This is a genomic window from Rhodococcus sp. 05-340-2 (genome assembly GCF_002258915.1).
GTDB lineage: Bacteria > Actinomycetota > Actinomycetes > Mycobacteriales > Mycobacteriaceae > Rhodococcoides.
The window spans coordinates 294,567-311,714 of record NZ_NOYU01000039.1; the positions used below are offsets into that span (position 1 = coordinate 294,567).

A 17,148-nucleotide genomic window follows, 5' to 3' on the forward strand; every position below is an offset into this window, starting at 1 on the left:
AGGTACCCATGACCGCCACACCCGACAGCACTGCGACCGCCGCCACCGCGGTGGCCGATGCCGGTACCAAGCGACCTGCCCGCATCGTCGGGCTCGACGGCCCCCGCGGATTCGCCTGCCTGTGCGTGCTCGCGGTGCACGTCGGCGGACACTATTCGCCGCAGACTGTCCTGACCTACAAGCTCGGGGTGCTGGGACAGGGGTTGATCTTCTTCTTCGCGCTGTCGGGCTTCCTGATCTTCCTCCCGATGGTACGAAAACTGTTCGCCGGCAAACCGATGCCGAACAACGTCAGCTACGCGATGCATCGACTGCTGCGGGTGTTCCCGGCGTACCTGTTCATCTTCTTGTTCGCCAACTACGTGATGCGTGCGGTATTCGTGGAGAACGCCGCTGTGGCCGAACAGCATTTCACCGACAACGGTCTGGGCATCCTCACCGACCCGTTGACGCTGGTGGCCAATCTGACGCTGGTGCACACCTACATTCCGAGCATGATCCAGACCGGTATCAACCCGTCGTGGTCGCTGTCGCTGGAGTTCGCGTTCTACATCGCACTACCGCTGCTGACGAGCATCGCGTTCTTCCTGCGCAAGCGCACGTCCATCTCGGCACCGGTGCTGGCCTTGATCCCGGTGGTGCTCATGTTCGTCATCGGCATCACCGGAAAGCTGTACACCGCCTCGCGCGTGGGGCCGTCGGGCATCACCGATCCGAAACTGCTGGAATGGGGACCCAACGAGATCGCGGTGCTCAGCCGTAGCTTCTGGTCGCTGGCAGACAATTTCACGTACGGGATGCTGGCGGCAGTGGTGTTCGTCGCGATCGACAACGGAATGCTGAAGGGCGCGATCGTGACCCGGCTGCGGTGGTGGACGGGCATTGCGATGATTCCCACCGCGGTGATCTCACTGATGCTGATCGATATCAATTCGCGCTGGCAGACCTCCACCGTGTCTTTCGGATCGGCATTGCTCATTCTGTTCATCATCGTGCCGCTGGCACGCGGTGAGCGGTCGAAGTTCGCCGAACGGGCCGATTGGGCACCGCTGAGCTACGTGGGCATGATCTCGCTCAGCGTCTACCTGTGGCACTTTCCCATCCTGATCATGTTGGGGCGCTTCGGATGGATGGCAGGCGACAGCCCGTTGGGGCTGCTACGGAATTTCGTGCTGGTGAGCGCGGTGAGCATCGCATTCGGAGCGGTGACGTACCGCTTCATCGAGAAGCCGTCGTTGACGTACGCCCGCAGATTCAAGGCGAGCAAATAGGTTCATGCACATCGTCCGTAGGCTCGCCGCGCCGCTGATGCTCCTGCCTCTGCTCGCGGGATGCGCCGTTGTGGTGCCGCTGGGAAGCCAGGCGCAGGGGGCACTGGCATCGGTGGTGCGTGGGTCCGATCCGGAGCCGATGGACATTGCTGATCCCGGTACCGGAAGCGGTTCCATCGTGAGCGCCGAGACGATGCCGAATCTACCGCTGCCGGTGCGGATGTCGGGTATCGATGCGGCGAAGGTGGTGTACCGCTCGGTTCAGCCGGGTGTGGGCGAGCGCGAGGTATCGGGCACGGTGTTCACTCCGTCCGGTGATCCGCCCGAGGGTGGCTGGCCCGTCATCTCCTACGCCCACGGCACCACAGGTATCGAGGAGGCCTGCGCGCCGTCGAGGTCTGCGTCGCTGCTGGGCGCGTCGGCGCTCGTACAGGGTTACACCACAGCCGGATTCGCGGTCGCCATCACCGACTACGAGGGCCTGGGGCATCCGGGAAACCATGCGTACCTGGACAACATCACCGCCGGCTACGACGTGATCGATGCCGTACGGGCATTGCGTACGGTCTTTCCCGATGTGGGTACGCAGTGGGCTGCGTTCGGTGGTTCACAGGGCGGTGGTGCTGCCTGGGCCGCGAACGAACTGGCCGGCTCCTACGCGCCGGAGCTCGATCTGGTCGGTGCCGTGGCTCTGGCACCCACCGCGAACATGGTGGGCCTGGTGGACAAGGCGGTGGCGGGTACGTTGACGGAGGATCAGGGGCCGGTTCTGCAGTGGATACTCGAATCACTCGCTCGGCGTGACGAGAATCTGGACCTCGACGACTACCGCAGCGGCAACGCCGAGCGGGACTGGGACACGCTCACCCAGTGCACACTGGACAAGGCGGGTGCGCGCACCGATGCGGCGAAGAGGCTCGGCAGCAACGACTTTGCACCCGAAACCCCTGCGGCCGCCGCGGCGCTGCGTGACGAGCTGACGCAGATGGCCCTGCCGAAGGGGCCGGCGTCGGCACCGATGTTGGTGGCGTACGGAGATGCCGACACGTACATCGATGTGGCGTGGACCGATGCGGCGCTGCAGTCGGCATGCCGGCTGGGCGATGTCATCACCATCGACCGGCAGGCCGGTCGCGGTCACGGGGACGTGAACGGCGACAACGTCAATCAATGGATAGGGGATCGCTTCGCCGGGGCACCGGCGCAGAACGACTGCACGTGAGTAGGGGGAGGGTCATGGGGTTTCGGCAGAACGCGAAGGTACGGGCCAAGGACGTCGTCAAGAAGCGTCTCGGACGCGGCATTCCGGTGGAGGCGATCGACGAACCGTATCTGGTGGTGGCGGTGCTGGGGCAGTCCAATGCACATGGTGGAGGTCGCGGGTTGGATCGATCGGGTCTCGATGCGCCGCATCCACGGGTGCATCAGTGGGCTGCGTCGGGCCGGTCGAAGAACACCATCGTGGCGGGCAGCAATCCGCTGTTCCACGAAGTGCCCTCCAAGGCAGTCGGATTCGCACCGACGTTTGCCGCGCATCTGGCCGATGCGACGGGTAGGCCGGTATTGCTGGTTCCGTATGCACGCGGTGATTCGGGCTTCGCACGGATTCACGGTATCTCCTGGGATCCGGCGGACACCGGGGCGCGAGTCAATCTGTTCTGGGATGCATTGCAGCGCATCCGAACGGGACTGGCAACCAAGCCAGGCAACGAGCTCGCGGCGGTGCTGTGGCATCAAGGTGAGAGCGATGTGCCGCTACTGACCGGGCCGGTGTACGCGGAGAAGCTCGACAGCCTGATCGATACGCTGCGCGGCGAGTTCGGCGACGTTCCGTTCGTCATCGGTCAGATGGTGCCGGACGAGATCGAATCAGGGGATGCGAACTACGCCGTCATCGATGCGGTACATGCCGATACGCCCCGACGGAAGGCCGGAGTGGCGTACGTGTCGGGTCCGAGGGGGCTCTTCAACAGCGAGACCGAGAAGATTCACTACAACGGCGAGGGGCAACGGGAACTGGGACGCCGAATGTGGGAGGCGTTCGTCGGCATGTCCCCGAGCATCCGACGTTCGACCGACAATGCTTGACACAGGCCGTGAATGCGGCGCTAATAGGTGGTCGAGAGTGACCGGAATGGGGCTTCCGGAGAAGTCGGCAACGCAGCGGACGCGTCTGGTTAATGCAGTAGAAACATGTAACGACCTGCGGGTTCGTGTCGATCAACATACCGTTACCAAGTGACACGATAAGTACGACAAGATAATCTGCACGACGGGGTGGCACGGAGCTGTGTCGATCACGCAGGGGTTCGGCAACGCGTACGTACCGAGGGGAAATCAGTGTCAGTCAGCGATCTGGAAGCGCAGAGTTCGGTTGTCTCACGGCGTGACGCACGACGGTTGCGCAGGGTGACGTCACGTCGTGAATGGGAAACGCATTACACCGAGGGTCTCCGTGTCACCGACACGGTGGTCGTTCTCGGTGCGGTGACGGTGGCGCAGATCATTCGGTTCGGTGACATCGATTTTCGTGAACCGTGGTCCATCGTCGGCTACTTCGGGATATCGGGAGTACTGGCAATTCTGTGGCTGACCTTTCTCGCCATCTTCCGCACCCGTTCGCCGCGGGTGATCGGCAACGGCTCGGAGGAGTATCGCCGCATCGTGTCGGCCACGTTCCGGCTCTTCGGAACCATCGCGATCCTCTCGCTGCTGTTCCGTCTGGACATCGCCCGCCTGTATCTCGCGATCGCACTACCCGTCGGGCTGGTCGGGCTTCTCCTGAGTAGATGGGTATGGCGAAAAATAGTGTCGCGCAAACGTGCTCGCGGCGGATACCAAACCTCGGTGCTCATCGTGGGCAGTCGTAGTTCGGCTCTGGCCATGGCCAAGTCGTTCGAGCGTTCGCCCGAGGCCGGTTACAGCGTGGTCGGCATCTGCCTGCCCAACTACGAGCCCGGCAACGACTCGTCGTTCACCATCGACGGCGTCGAGATTCCGGTACTCGGTGATGAACACAGTGTCGTCGAGGCCATCGAGACCTCCGGTGCTGACACCGTCGCGGTGACGGCCACCGAACACATCGGCCATCACGGTCTCCGAAAGATGGTGTGGGACCTCGAGAAGAAGAAGGTCGACCTCGTCGTGTCGCCGGGAGTGGTGGATGTGGCAGGTCCGCGTCTGGTGATGCGTCCGGTGGCGAACTTCCCGCTCATCCACGTGGAGAAGCCGCAGTACAACGGCGCGAAGCGATTCAGCAAGACGGCGTTCGACTTCCTGTTCGCTGCCTCGGTGCTGCTGCTGATTTCTCCGGTTCTGATCACCCTCGCCGTGATCATCAAGCTCACCAGCAAGGGCTCGATCTTCTACAAGTCCGAGCGAATGGGCATCGACGGCAAGCCTTTCCAGATGATCAAGTTCCGCAGCATGGTCCAGGATGCCGACAAGCGAGTGCAAGAACTGGCCGCCCTCAACGAAGGGGCCGGCGGGGTGTTGTTCAAGATGCGCGAAGACCCACGGGTCACCCCGGTGGGGAAGGTGATGCGCAAGTTCAGCCTCGACGAGCTGCCGCAGTTCGTCAACGTGCTCAGGCGCGAGATGAGCGTGGTGGGTCCGCGACCGCCGCTGCGGAGCGAGGTGGAAACGTACGACGGTGAAGTGCGTCGTAGGCTGCTCGTCAAACCCGGTATCACCGGGCTGTGGCAGGTGAGTGGCCGATCGGATCTGTCGTGGGAGGAGAGCGTGCGCCTCGATCTCTCGTACGTCGAGAACTGGTCCATGACAGGGGATCTGCTGATCATCGCCAAGACTGCGGTCGCCGTCCTCAAGAGCGACGGCGCGTACTAGTAGCTCCGACGCTCATCCTGCGGTCGGTCGGTTTTGTTCGTATCATTGCGCAATGACAACTGTGTCGCAGAACGGACGTGATGTTTCCATGGGGCAGAACACGTTTCACGATTTCTTGGCAGATCGCATCGACGTGATCGCGAAGGTTCATCTGAACAGGTCCACTTCGCTGCACGCAGTCATCTCCGACAGTGTCGACGCCTACACGTCTGCGTTCGCGGAGTATCACGGCACCGAGGCACCCTTGGATCTCCTCGCTCCTGAGGTTCGCTCCGAACTGAGCGATTTCATTCACCGCTGCGCCGAGGCAGTCGAGGAGCCGGAGAACCCGCAGTTTCCCGTTCGTCGCTGAGAAACCTTCGATTTGCTGGTTGTTCAGCTCGTCTTGTGACCGCAGTCTCCTGGGTGACGGGCGCGATCGCCTGTGTTTACTATTCCCTTGTGTGTGCGTGACCTGAAGGCTTAGTCCTCCAGGAACTTACTGTGACGGGCCGTCACGGGCTCTTGTCGAGTACGCCATTGTTCAGAACGACCGACGGGGAATGGAACAAATGCGAATCACAGTGTTCGGTACCGGCTACCTCGGTGCCACTCACGCGGCATGTATGGCCGAGCTCGGCCACGAGGTTCTGGGCGTGGACGTGGACCCGGCGAAGCTCGCGAAGCTCGAAGCCGGCGAGGTCCCGTTCTGGGAGCCCGGTCTCGAAGAGGTGCTGCAGCGCAACATCGCGGCCGGACGGCTGCGCTTCACCGCGTCGTATCAGGAAGCTGCGGACTTCGCGGAGGTGCACTTCCTCGGTGTCGGTACTCCCCAGAAAAAGGGTGAGTTCGCGGCCGACATGAAGTTCGTCGACTCGGTCATCGAAACTCTCGCGCCGTTGCTCACCAAGCCGGCCGTGATCTTCGGAAAGTCGACCGTCCCCGTTGGAACGGCGGAGCGGCTCGGCAAGATCGCTCGCGAACTCGCGCCGGCCGGCGACGACGTCGAGGTGGCGTGGAACCCGGAGTTCCTGCGCGAGGGCTTCGCCGTCAAGGACACTCTGCACCCCGACCGTCTGGTGCTGGGCGTCGATCGTGCCCGCCCGGGTCGGGCCGAGGAGCTCGCCCGTGAGGTGTACGCACAGCTGCTCGAGGAGGAGATCCCGTTCTTGGTCACCGATCTGGCCACAGCCGAGCTGGTCAAGGCGTCTGCCAACGCGTTCTTGGCCACCAAGATTTCGTTCATCAATGCCATTGCAGAGGTGTGTGAAGCTGCGGGAGCCGACGTCACCGTCCTTGCCGACGCCATCGGCCACGACGAGCGCATCGGCCGCAAGTTCCTCAATGCCGGCATCGGCTTCGGCGGTGGCTGTCTGCCCAAGGACATCCGCGCCTTCATGGCGAGGGCAGGCGAACTCGGAGCTGACCAGGCTCTGACGTTCCTGCGCGAGGTCGACAACATCAACATGCGACGCCGTACTCGTATGGTCGAGTTGGCACGTGAGGCCTGCGGGTCTCTGCTCGGTGCTCGAGTTGCCGTGCTGGGCGCGGCTTTCAAGCCCGATTCGGACGACGTCCGCGATTCACCGGCCCTGAACGTTGCCGGGCAGATCCAGCTCCAGGGGGCGGCGGTCAACGTGTACGACCCCAAGGCGATGGAGAACTCCCGCGCACTGTTCCCCACCCTGACCTACAGCAGTTCCGCGCTCGAGGCCTGCGAGGGTGCTGACGTGGTGCTGGTGCTGACGGAGTGGAAGGAATTCAAAGCCCTCGCTCCGAAGGATCTGGAGGGCGCGGTGCGCAAGAAGACGCTGATCGACGGGCGCAACTGCCTGAGCCCGGAGCAGTGGCGGGCGGCGGGTTGGAACTACCGCGGGCTGGGTCGTCCTTGAACCGTGCTGTGTCGTTGTTAATCGCAGGCGTCGTTCAGTCGAATGAATTCTCGCTGATTGCGAGCTCCTTACCGGCGAGAATGGTTCTTAGTACCGGTTTCCGATTTGTAGTCGGTGCTTAGCACGATTTACGGTACTAATCACGTGCACTGGTCTGGCATGTGGATGCGTGTGTCCTGCTGCGTATAGATATTTACCGAATAACCGCTGTAGATCTTGGTAAATATCACATACCAGGCGCAATTCACTTGCTACGCAACATTTTTGAGACTCTATGGCGGCTTGTGTTCGCTGAATGGCCTCTGGTGTCGCACCGTTAGCGTCGGTGTGGTAAACACCTTGAACGCTGTTATTGATTTGTGATCTGCATCGCTCGCGTGGTGGGACCGCTATCCACGTGGGACTATTTCAATTCGATACCAGTTGAAATTCGGATTGGTCTGGATCGGATTCATGTGCTGACCGATGGTGAGCACTCGAGTGCAGAGGAGGGGAGCACGTGGCATCTGTCGGGGCTGCACAGCGCTCTCTGTGGGGATCTCCGCGTCGATCCGACGCGGTGGTGGCTCGAAGGCTCACGTCGCGGCACGTATGGGAGGACCAATACGTCCGGCGGCTTCGGGTGACCGACGTCGTTGTTGTCGCTCTGTCGGTAGGTCTGGCTCAGATCGTGCGCTTCGGCGGTGCCGAATCCACAGGCCTCCTCTCGACGGTGTCGTACACGGGCCTGTCGGTCGTCGTCGCCGGAGTCTGGATCGCTTTCCTTGCGATCTTCCGCACGCGATCACCGCGAGTCATCGGTAACGGAGCCGAGGAGTACCGACGCATCGTATCGGCCACGTTTCGCCTGTTCGGTGTCATCGCGATCGTGTCTCTTTTGTTCCGCATCGACATCGCTCGCCTGTATCTGGCTATTGCATTGCCGGTTGGGCTGCTTGCACTGCTGATGAGTCGGTGGATCTGGCGCAAGGTCGTCACTCGGCTTCGAAGCAGGGGCGAGTACAAGACGTCTGTCCTGATCGTGGGCAGCCGTTCAGCCGCGGTGTCGATGGCACAGTCCTTCGAGAAGTCCCCCTCCTCGGGTTACGCGGTGGTCGGAATCTGTATGCCCGGGTACGAGGCTCCGCGGGACGGCCTGGTTCACGTCGAGGGCACCGACATCCCGGTACTGGGCGATGAGCACGACGTGCTCGAGGCGATCGAGGAGTGCGGTGCCGATACCGTTGCTGTGACGGCCACCGAGCACCTCGGCCACAAGGGCATCCGAAATATGATCTGGGACCTCGAGAAAAAAGATGTCGACCTGGTTGTAGCGCCTGGAGTCGTCGACGTTGCCGGCCCGCGACTGGTGATGCGGCCCGTCGCAGGCTTTCCGCTGATCCACGTAGAGAAGCCGCAGTACAACGGAGCGACACGATTCAGTAAGACCGCCTTCGACCTCACGTTCGCTGCTGCGGTTCTGGTGCTGATCTCTCCGATCCTGCTGGCTGTTGCCATCGCCGTGAAGACCACAAGTCGTGGCCCAGTGTTCTACAAGTCCGAGCGGATGGGCATCGACGGCAGGCCGTTCTCGATGATCAAGTTCCGCAGCATGACCGTCGACGCGGACAAGCAGGTTGCCCACCTCCTCGATCAGAACGAGGGTGCCGGTGGGGTTCTGTTCAAGATGCGTGACGATCCGCGTGTAACTCCCGTCGGCAAGATCATGCGGCGTTTCAGCCTCGACGAGCTGCCGCAGTTCATCAATGTTCTCAAGCGTGAGATGAGCGTGGTGGGGCCGAGGCCTCCGCTGCGCCGCGAGGTCGAGACCTACAACGGTGAGGTCCGTCGGCGATTGTTGGTCAAGCCGGGAGTCACGGGTCTGTGGCAGGTCAGTGGCCGATCGGACCTGTCTTGGGAAGAGACTGTGCGACTGGATCTTTCGTACGTCGAGAACTGGTCGATGGTCGGGGACCTGCTGATCATCGCCAAGACCATGAAGGCAGTAGCTGGAAGCGACGGGGCGTACTGAGTTTGCCCAAGTCGGGTGTTCGTCGCGCTGTTCTCATGTCGGGAGGGTCAGGAATTCAATGAGCAAGTCGGTTGCAATCATCGGTACGCGGGGATACCCGAGCTACTACGGCGGATTCGAGACGCTGATAAGGCGTCTGGGGCCATACCTTGCCGAAGAAGGCTGGGACGTGACTGTTTACGGGCGTCCGGGCGCAGTCAAGACGGACGACCCCATGCTGGATTCGCGGGTGTCATCTGTGATGACGAAGGGTCTCGAAACCAAGTCTCTCAGCACACTCAGCTACGGTCTGACGTCGTCGCTCAGTGCGGCCCGTCGCAAGCCCGACGTTGCGTTGATCATGAACGTGGCCAACGGATACTGGCTCCCACTCCTCCGTTCTCGCGGCATTCCGACGGTGGTCAATGTCGACGGTATCGAGTGGGAGCGAGCGAAGTGGGGCACCAACGCTAAGCGGGTGTTCCGTGGCGGAGCTCGACTGACAGCGAAGTATGCATCGGAGCTGGTCTGCGACTCACATGAGATTCGGCGGCGATGGCAGCGCGATTTCGGTCGAGACGGAGTGTTCATTCCGTACGGCGGAGACGCTCCTGATCAACTTCCGGTCGTGGATGGCTTGAAGTCCAGGGACTACGTACTGATCGTGGCTCGGTTCGTCCCTGAAAACACTGTTCCCGAGTTCCTCGAAGCCGCTAGGCAACTGAGTAAGAAATGGAACGTGGTGATCGTCGGCTCCTCAGGCTACGGCGGGGAGCTAGACCTCGCGGCGAAGAACCTGGCTGAGGAATCGCCCAGCGTGCATTGGCTGGGTCATGTCAGCGACGACAAGAAGCTCTTCTCGCTATGGCAGCATGCGGGTGCCTACTTTCATGGTCACAGCGTTGGGGGAACGAATCCGGCGTTGGTACAAGCCATGGCATGTGGAGCCCCTGTGGTTGCTAGGGACACCGTGTACAACAGAGAGGTTTTGGGGTCTGCCGGCGTGTTTGTGGAACCAAAACCGTGCGCGATCGGAGCCGGCATCGAAAGAGTACTGACCGATGGAAAGATTCAGGAAAGCCTCAGTGCGGCCGCAGCTCGGCGCGCGTCTGAGCATTACTCTTGGGACAAAATCTGCCGAGGGTACTCAGAAACGATCTCGTCTGCCAGCAGAATAGATCAGATATCGGTTCATGCCGTCTCTGACCAAATATTAGACTCCTAAGCAAGAATCGAAGAGTCGAGTCCCCATGGCACACGAAGCTAACCAAACCAAGCTGGATGCGGAGAACTCGTCGATGGTGAAGTATCTGCTGATCATCGCTGAGACTGCCTGTGCGGTTGTGGCGGGGTGCCGGCGCTTACAGGCCCCGCTTAATGATGCCGCTTCTCCGAATAGGGTGTAAATCTTGTCCAATGAAATGAACGTTCTGTTTTGCCATCCGGGGTCGGAACTCTACGGCAGCGATCGGATGGCGATTCAGACCATCACGGCACTGGTGGAATCGGGCCATGCGGTTACGGTCGTAGTGCCGAGCGATGGTCCACTTGTTCCGATGCTGCAATCGGTAACCGGAGACGTCCTCATAAAGCGAATCGCCGTCACCCGAAAGAGCTACTTCAGCCCGACGGGGCTTGTTAAGCTCGCTCTACTCCAGTTCGCGTCGCTCATCCAGGCACTCCTGATCCTTAAGAAAACTAAAGCAGACTTAGTGTTTGTGAACACCATCATTCAACCAATCTGGCTGCCCGCCGCAAAAATAATGGGTCGACGAACGATATGCCATATCCGAGAAAGTGAAAACGGCTCGAACAAAATAATTCGCAAGGCGCTCGTCGCGCCGATGATTTTTGCAGACCAAATTGTTTGCAATAGCGAATCGACTCTAGCTTTTGTTTCAGAAAGTTTGCCCTGTTTGAGCAGAAGAACCCAAACTATCTACAACGGAAAGAACTGGGACCCTTACTACAAGTCCGATTACAAACATCCGACAGTGGGGCCGACACAAGTGGTGCTTGTCGGACGCATAAGCCCAAGAAAAGGGCAGGATATCGCGATCCGAGCCGCTGGATGGCTGGCGTCGAAAGGAATAGTAATCCAGCTTATCTTCGCCGGCGATGTTTTTGACGGATATGACTGGTTCCGACACGAGTTGGACAACTTGGCGGTCGAATCAGGATTGACGCTTAAGCCACTGTATTTGGGATTCGTTGACGACGTCGCAGACGTCTTGGATCGCAGCCATATAGCGATTGTCCCCTCTAGGCAAGAACCTTTTGGTACCGTTGCGGCAGAATCAATGGCGGCGATGCGCCCCACGATAGTTAGCGACATGGAAGGGCTAGCTGAGATAGTCGATGACGGAGTAAACGGCGCAACGTTCCCACCTGAAGATTGGCAAGCGCTCGGCATGTGCATCGAAAAGATAGCAACGAATCAGCAACATGCCGAGTATATTGCTAAAAACGGTTATGAACATGTCCGGTCAGCATTCTCTCAAGAAAATTACAATTCAAAAATCCAATCTGCAGTGTCAACCCAAAGTGCTTTGCGAACAAAGACGCAGCGAAAATGACCTATATCACTTGGACGGCACTTGGCCTGGGATATTTGCTTCTTTTGGCATCGCCAATTCTCATAACAAAGATCAATGGTTGGAGCGGGATAACACTTGCGATTTCAGTTGCGGTACTAACCATCGCAACCGGACCGGTAGTACCAACTGGAACGCGTGTGTTAGTTCTGGGGGCTGTGTGTTCCCTACTTGCCATGCGACTGATAATGCTGAAGAAGTGCGAATGGGGCGGAGCCGTTACACTTTTGACAACTGGGTTCTTTCTTCTGCTTACGATGGTCACGGTGTCGCGGGGCCTTTCAGTTACGATTCTGTTGCCGCTCGGTGTAGCTTCTGTGTTGGCGGTAGTTGTTGCGAGCAGTTTTTCTGAGAATGATCTCCGTTCTTTTCACTTTGGATTAATAGCGACTGCGATATCTCAAACCGTATTCTCTTGCGTAGAACTTTTCGTGACTCAGCAGCCACTGCTATGGGGATACGGTCTGTACGCCGACGGCAGCGAAGTCAAACTCCCGAACCCATTCCTTGGCGAAGATGTCGTGCGCACGCAGGGTACGATGGGACACCCCATATTGTTCGCCACAATAGCCGTTATCGCACTGCTCATAGTTCTTCTCGGACAAACAGTGCAGAACCTAGCTACTAGATTCGTGCTGGTGGGTGCGCTGTCGCTTGGCCTTGTATTGTCGGGTACGCGGAGCGCTTTGCTTGCAGCCTTTATCGCAGTCGTCATAGTGAAAATCGTTCGCCGAAGGTCGAACAACCGTTGGCGAAATATCCTGGCTCTTGCTGCAGCAGCGACGGCCGTATACATATTGGACTTCGGATTCCGTGAACTGACAGTAAACCTCATTAGCTCAGGTTCTTACACCAACAGGGTGCAAGCTATTAGTGCTCTGCCAGACATTATTTCGCTACCTGTGCGGTGGATTCTTTTCGGTGGGGGTTTCGGTTCTGAGATTGAGCTATATAATCAAGGCTTGTTGCAACAGAACGGGTTCCGAATTGTCGACAATCAGGTAATTACTACCCTCGTAACAAGTGGATTGGTCGGACTTGTAGTACTGGCACTGCTGCTGGTGCGCTCTGTTAAACCCGCGGACGAACTACATTTTGCGCTGGTATCCGCTTTTGTCGTCATGATGTTTTCGTTTGACTACCTCCGCTGGCCGGCAATCTGCGTCCTCTTCTTTGTATGCTGCTCGACATCGTATCGAACATCTATCAAGATGCAAGCGCAGGATAAGCAAAAATTGGATCGTTCGAACGACGGCGCAGGCGCTAACCCAATCTTAGAGGTGCGGAATGACCGCTAGACCGTATCGTTCAGTGTCAAGCAACCAAATAGCAGAAGGTTGTAACACCGTTGTATTCTTGAACGTTACCAATGAAAATTACCCTCGTAATCGAGACTTGAGGTCGCAGTTCGCGAAGCAGGGCTTCCTGGTCGTTGTTCAGAAGCGTCAGGCCCAATTGTCCTATCTGAAGCGCTGCGCCTGGATATTTCGAGACGGTCTCAAAATTACGCCTCGAAAGTCCGTCGTTATAATGTCAGAATTTGGCAACTCGTATGCTTGGGTGGCAAAGATTCTGAGTTTGGTAAAGTCGTCGGTACTTGTTGTCGACGGCTTTATCGGTATGTACGAAACGCATATTCAGGACCGTGAAACGTTCAGTCGATGGTCCGCGCAATCGGTTTTCTATCGACTGATGGATTCGGTCGCGTTGCGAAGTGCCGACCTTTATATCATTGACACAGACCTCAGGGCACAAGAAGTAATGCAGATCTCGGCACGTACCAAAGTGTTACCGGTTCCGGTCGGCGCTCCTGATTGGGCAGTACCGAGTCGTCTGCCTCCCAACTGTAAACCCTTGAAGCTTTTATACTATGGGAATTATACGAAGCTACACGCAGTCGAGTCTTTGCTCCAGTGCTTGACGGGTCTCGAAGATGACGTAACGCTTGAAATTGTTCTGATTGGCGACCTTGGATTTGCCGACACAGCGCGAAAAGTAACCAGTCGGTTTGGTCCGAATATCTCAGTTCAATACCTTGATGTAGTCGCCGAGGATCGACTCGCTAGCTTTATCGACGACTGCGATGTTGTAGTGGGTGTATTCGGTACCTCTACCAAAGCCAGATCTGTAATCGCGAACAAAGTTTGGCAGGGGCTTTGCGCGGGAAGGTATGTGCTTACTCAGCAGTCCTTGGCGCTTGAGGAAATTTCCGACATTGCCGCACCGCTCCTACGCCAAGTCGACGTCGAAGATGTTCAGTCAGTAAGGAGCGAGATCAAGACGCTGAATTCAGAAAGGATAGAATCGATCGAGATACTGAACCGCATCTCTTATGGTCTGTCCACCTACGCTGAATCAGGACGGTCAGAGATGGTCAATCAAGTACAAGATCTCCTGAGCGTTAGATCGAGTATGTGCAGTTTAGTCCGACGGACGAGGGGTCAATGATGAGAAATATGTCAGTGCCGCCGGGTGAGATCGTTACGAAGCTATTGTCACGACGCGACGCGATTGCCCGGAGTAGAGATGCGGTTTCCATTCCTGGGGCAAATATATACGGGCATCTCACCCGGAATAGCCTGTCCTTCGTCAATATGGCTGAGGTACACCGCAAGACGAGGCTGAATCTAGTCCTGCCGGAGCTCAGTGAAGGATCGTTTTTTGCTGGTATTCGAACGGCTGTAGATTTTGGAATTCTCCTCGCGAAGCAACTGGAGGTTGGGGTACAAATCGTTGTACTCCGTGACCTGCCGAGAGGCAGGCACTTGACCGACCTGCGGTCCTTGCTGCTGACTGAGTACGGCGATATTGCGAGTGACTTGAAAGTGTTGAACCCTCGTCAAATGGCACGCGAAGGCGTCGGATCGACGGACCTGTGGTTGGTGACGCATTGGACGACTGCGCATGCAGTAGATGTAGCGTGCAGACTGGGTCAGATTGACAGAAATTGCGTGACATATCTGGTTCAGGATTACGAGGCGGGCTTCTCGCCCTGGTCAACGGATTATGCCTTGGCTCGGTCGACGCTGTACGCTGGGTTTAGAATGGTCGTGAACTCGAAGCCGCTGTTCGATTATATTGCTCTCAATGACGCAGTTTCTATCAATGAACGCTACATATTTTCGCCTCGTCTCGATACCGATCGAATTCGGCGCGCAGCGGAGGCTCGGAAGTCTCATCACGGAGACGGCGAGTTGCAGATTATGTTCTATGGTAGGCCAAGCAAACCGCGTAATCTATTCGACATTGGAGTTTCTGCTCTTCATAGGGCGCATTCGCAACTTCCAAAGAAATACTCCCAGATTAATTATGTATCGGCCGGTGAACGTCACGCTGACGTCACTTCGGGAGCGTTTAATTTGCACTCTTTGGGTAAGCTGTCCTGGGACCAATACTTCGCTGTTTTATCAGAATCTGTGGTACTTCTGTCGTTGCAGCACAGTCCACATCCCTCTCATCCTCCATTGGATGCGATCTGCAGCGGTGGCATTTCGGTTACTAATGAGATGGGCGGCACAAGGCGAGAGCTGCATAGTCGGCTTATAGTAGAGCTCGCCGATCCTGACCTTTTAGCCGCCGGGCTATTGACGGCTTTGGAGACAGCTAGAGATCGCAGGCCGCTTGGGTACGATGAGGAATTTTTATCAAAGTTGGGCCGCCCCTTCGAGGCCGTCATTGTAGACGTAGCACAAGAAATTTTGGCCAACTCGACGGTTCGATGAAGCGTGTGTTCGGGAAGTTGCGGAGGATAGTCCCGTACTTCCTTATACCAATGTTGTCAGCAGTTACTCCATTGATGGTGGTACCTGTGGCATCGGCGAAATATGGGGCCGAGGGATGGACGACGATTGCGCTGGCGCAATCCGTTGGAGCTACAGCTGCGTTGTTAGCGGAGCTCGGGTGGGGTGTTTCGGGGCCTCAGCGTGTTCCATTGCTTAGTCAGGTGCATCGGAAGGAGCTGTACCGCCGCTCAGTTGGTACCAGGATCACAGCGGTCACGGCCTTAGGTTTGCCAGTTATGCTCATCGCATGGCTGTTATGTTCAGCGGACCGGGTAGGGGGATGCTTGATAGCTCTCGGGTCCCTCAGCCTCGCACTCAGTCCAGCATGGTTTTTTATCGGGGCTGGGTCGCCAGGGAAGCTGTTAATGACGGAGGGTATTCCCCGTCTCATACTTGTCGGCGCCTCGGCTGCCTTTATATTCTTAGGGTTCGGACTGGGCTGGTACGGTATCGCTTTGATGACAAGCGTTGCTTCGACTCTATTCTTTTGCGGATTTTTCGGTCGCATGGGTTTCGCAAACTGGTCTTCAAATCTGGTGCACATTAGGTCGCAATCTCAAATTGTGGTTGGCCGGCTTATCAGTGGTTCGTTTACGTCTTTCGCTCCTGCACTTTTGGGGGTGGCCGCTCCGGGGTCAGTGCCGGTGTTCTCGGCTGTAGACCGTTTGATGCGAATGTCCTTAAATATCCTGTCTGGAATTCCGAGCAGGCTTCAAAGTTGGCTAGGAGCAGCGCAAGGTGACGACTTGCGAAATCGTTCTTCTGCCTCGATCAGACTTAATGCAGCGCTAGGGTTGTTTGCAGGTTTCGGATTTGCGGTTGTGTCTCCATCTTTGGCGCAGCTTATATTTTCTGGAACCATCGTTTTCGGCTACGGTCTGTCTTGCATCTCGGGGTTTCTACTTTTTCTCATCTGCACATCCAGGGGCCTGGGACTGTCTATGGTCGCATCAGGGCGCGCAAATCACATCACGGTTTCGATCGTACTGTCGTCCGTCATTGGGGTGCCGCTGCTCGTGGTTCTGGCGATTACCTTGGGTCCAGCCGGTGCCTTGCTGGGGCAGATTGCTGCCGAACTTGTCGGCATCGGTGTCCAGGGGGTTATTCTGATGAGAAAGTGGCGAATGGATAGCTTGTGGAATCGATTTGCTATGAGTTGATAACGGATTTGTGATAGAAATTTTCCGGTTTCCATTAAGTGCTACTGTGCCTGCAGTGATCGTATAGCGGTCGGAATACAGCTACGGTTTAGCAGTGCCTGCCGGATGAACCCAACCTTGATGTGACTTCGTTTGACTTCAGCTGCTGGGGGCAGCGTCACCGCTGTAAAGTGCGACACGACCCTAGCTGCGTTGGTATTTACGGACAGGGTGGGGTTAGGTTGCGACACTTGCTCACTAGAACGACACTCCACGCGCTTGCTGGATCGTGTCCCCTGCAAGATCAATCTTTGCAGCTCAGAGCACCATTCTTCATTCTCACTACTCAACGCCTTGTTACCGGTGCGCAAGCCTGACGTTGACCTTCGTGACCCCTTCTGTGTCACCGATGTGTCCGACAGTGCCGTCGTTAGGTATTTTGTGTTAGACCTTCAATGTTTCAACCCGGGCGTAGACCGCCTCAGTGGCGTCTTTCTGCGGTCGCCACCACTGCTCGTTCTCGCGGTACCAGTCGACGGTTGCCTTCAGTCCGGCGCGGAAGTCGACATACGTTGGTGTCCAACCCAATTCGGTACGCAGTTTGGTCGAGTCGATGGCGTAGCGGAGGTCGTGGCCGGGCCGGTCGGTGACGAAA

Annotated in this window: 13 protein-coding genes and 1 pseudogene; 13 read left to right on the plus strand and 1 reads right to left on the minus strand. The window is 57.6% G+C overall.

Going from position 1 to position 17,148, the window contains the following annotated elements:
- Positions 1 to 8: 8 nt before the first annotated feature.
- The 13 genes from CH271_RS25065 (at position 9) to CH271_RS28560 (ending at position 16,514) form a co-directional block, all read left to right on the plus strand.
- Positions 9 to 1,271, plus strand: a complete 1,263-nt coding sequence (locus tag CH271_RS25065; protein ID WP_094635376.1) for an acyltransferase family protein — start codon at positions 9 to 11, stop codon at positions 1,269 to 1,271.
- Between the two features lie 4 nt (positions 1,272 to 1,275).
- On the plus strand, positions 1,276 to 2,493 hold the full coding sequence (locus CH271_RS25070) for a lipase family protein (protein WP_094635333.1): 1,218 nt from the start codon (positions 1,276 to 1,278) through the stop codon (positions 2,491 to 2,493).
- A gap of 14 nt (positions 2,494 to 2,507) precedes the next feature.
- The gene (locus CH271_RS25075) at positions 2,508 to 3,359 is read left to right on the plus strand and encodes a sialate O-acetylesterase (RefSeq protein WP_094635334.1); all 852 of its coding nucleotides are present in this window, start codon (positions 2,508 to 2,510) and stop codon (positions 3,357 to 3,359) included.
- 321 nt (positions 3,360 to 3,680) lie between these two features.
- Complete coding sequence (locus tag CH271_RS25080; RefSeq protein WP_373453585.1) at positions 3,681 to 5,117, plus strand: sugar transferase; 1,437 nt, start codon at positions 3,681 to 3,683, stop codon at positions 5,115 to 5,117.
- Between the two features lie 52 nt (positions 5,118 to 5,169).
- On the plus strand, positions 5,170 to 5,469 hold the full coding sequence (locus tag CH271_RS25085; protein ID WP_037190365.1) for a hypothetical protein: 300 nt from the start codon (positions 5,170 to 5,172) through the stop codon (positions 5,467 to 5,469).
- Between the two features lie 199 nt (positions 5,470 to 5,668).
- Positions 5,669 to 6,988 carry a UDP-glucose dehydrogenase family protein gene (locus tag CH271_RS25090; protein ID WP_094635336.1) on the plus strand — a complete coding sequence of 440 codons (1,320 nt, stop codon included), beginning with the start codon at positions 5,669 to 5,671 and terminating at the stop codon, positions 6,986 to 6,988.
- A 529-nt stretch (positions 6,989 to 7,517) separates the two neighbouring features.
- The gene (locus CH271_RS25095; protein WP_179274714.1) at positions 7,518 to 8,999 is read left to right on the plus strand and encodes a sugar transferase; all 1,482 of its coding nucleotides are present in this window, start codon (positions 7,518 to 7,520) and stop codon (positions 8,997 to 8,999) included.
- Positions 9,000 to 9,057: 58 nt separating this feature from the next.
- Positions 9,058 to 10,203, plus strand: coding sequence for a glycosyltransferase (locus CH271_RS25100; protein ID WP_094635338.1), 1,146 nt, complete (start codon positions 9,058 to 9,060; stop codon positions 10,201 to 10,203).
- A 184-nt stretch (positions 10,204 to 10,387) separates the two neighbouring features.
- Positions 10,388 to 11,554, plus strand: a complete 1,167-nt coding sequence (locus tag CH271_RS25105) for a glycosyltransferase family 4 protein (protein WP_143546115.1) — start codon at positions 10,388 to 10,390, stop codon at positions 11,552 to 11,554.
- Positions 11,551 to 12,870 carry an O-antigen ligase family protein gene (locus CH271_RS25110; protein WP_143546116.1) on the plus strand — a complete coding sequence of 440 codons (1,320 nt, stop codon included), beginning with the start codon at positions 11,551 to 11,553 and terminating at the stop codon, positions 12,868 to 12,870. Before CH271_RS25105 ends, CH271_RS25110 begins: the two co-directional genes overlap by 4 nt.
- A 262-nt stretch (positions 12,871 to 13,132) precedes the next feature.
- Positions 13,133 to 14,020 carry a glycosyltransferase family 4 protein gene (locus tag CH271_RS25115; protein ID WP_143546117.1) on the plus strand — a complete coding sequence of 296 codons (888 nt, stop codon included), beginning with the start codon at positions 13,133 to 13,135 and terminating at the stop codon, positions 14,018 to 14,020.
- Positions 14,021 to 14,028: 8 nt separating this feature from the next.
- Positions 14,029 to 15,294 carry a rhamnosyltransferase WsaF family glycosyltransferase gene (locus CH271_RS28555; protein ID WP_143546118.1) on the plus strand — a complete coding sequence of 422 codons (1,266 nt, stop codon included), beginning with the start codon at positions 14,029 to 14,031 and terminating at the stop codon, positions 15,292 to 15,294.
- Positions 15,295 to 15,719: 425 nt separating this feature from the next.
- Positions 15,720 to 16,514: a hypothetical protein gene (locus tag CH271_RS28560; protein ID WP_143546119.1), complete on the plus strand. Its 795-nt coding sequence runs from the start codon at positions 15,720 to 15,722 to the stop codon at positions 16,512 to 16,514.
- Positions 16,515 to 16,937: 423 nt separating this feature from the next.
- Here CH271_RS28560 and CH271_RS25120 read toward each other — a convergent pair.
- A pseudogene (locus tag CH271_RS25120) lies at positions 16,938 to 17,148 on the minus strand (dTDP-glucose 4,6-dehydratase); the annotation flags it as partial.

Bases quoted from the DNA above. Each gene is read 5' to 3' on its own strand.
- CH271_RS25065 (WP_094635376.1), top strand. From the start codon at position 9: ATGACCGCCACACCCGACAGCACTGCGACCGCCGCCACCGCGGTGGCC.
- CH271_RS25070 (WP_094635333.1), top strand. From the start codon at position 1,276: ATGCACATCGTCCGTAGGCTCGCCGCGCCGCTGATGCTCCTGCCTCTG.
- CH271_RS25075 (WP_094635334.1), top strand. From the start codon at position 2,508: ATGGGGTTTCGGCAGAACGCGAAGGTACGGGCCAAGGACGTCGTCAAG.
- CH271_RS25085 (WP_037190365.1), top strand. From the start codon at position 5,170: ATGACAACTGTGTCGCAGAACGGACGTGATGTTTCCATGGGGCAGAAC.
- CH271_RS25090 (WP_094635336.1), top strand. From the start codon at position 5,669: ATGCGAATCACAGTGTTCGGTACCGGCTACCTCGGTGCCACTCACGCG.
- CH271_RS25100 (WP_094635338.1), top strand. From the start codon at position 9,058: ATGAGCAAGTCGGTTGCAATCATCGGTACGCGGGGATACCCGAGCTAC.
- CH271_RS25110 (WP_143546116.1), top strand. From the start codon at position 11,551: ATGACCTATATCACTTGGACGGCACTTGGCCTGGGATATTTGCTTCTT.
- CH271_RS28555 (WP_143546118.1), top strand. From the start codon at position 14,029: ATGTCAGTGCCGCCGGGTGAGATCGTTACGAAGCTATTGTCACGACGC.
- CH271_RS28560 (WP_143546119.1), top strand. From the start codon at position 15,720: ATGACGGAGGGTATTCCCCGTCTCATACTTGTCGGCGCCTCGGCTGCC.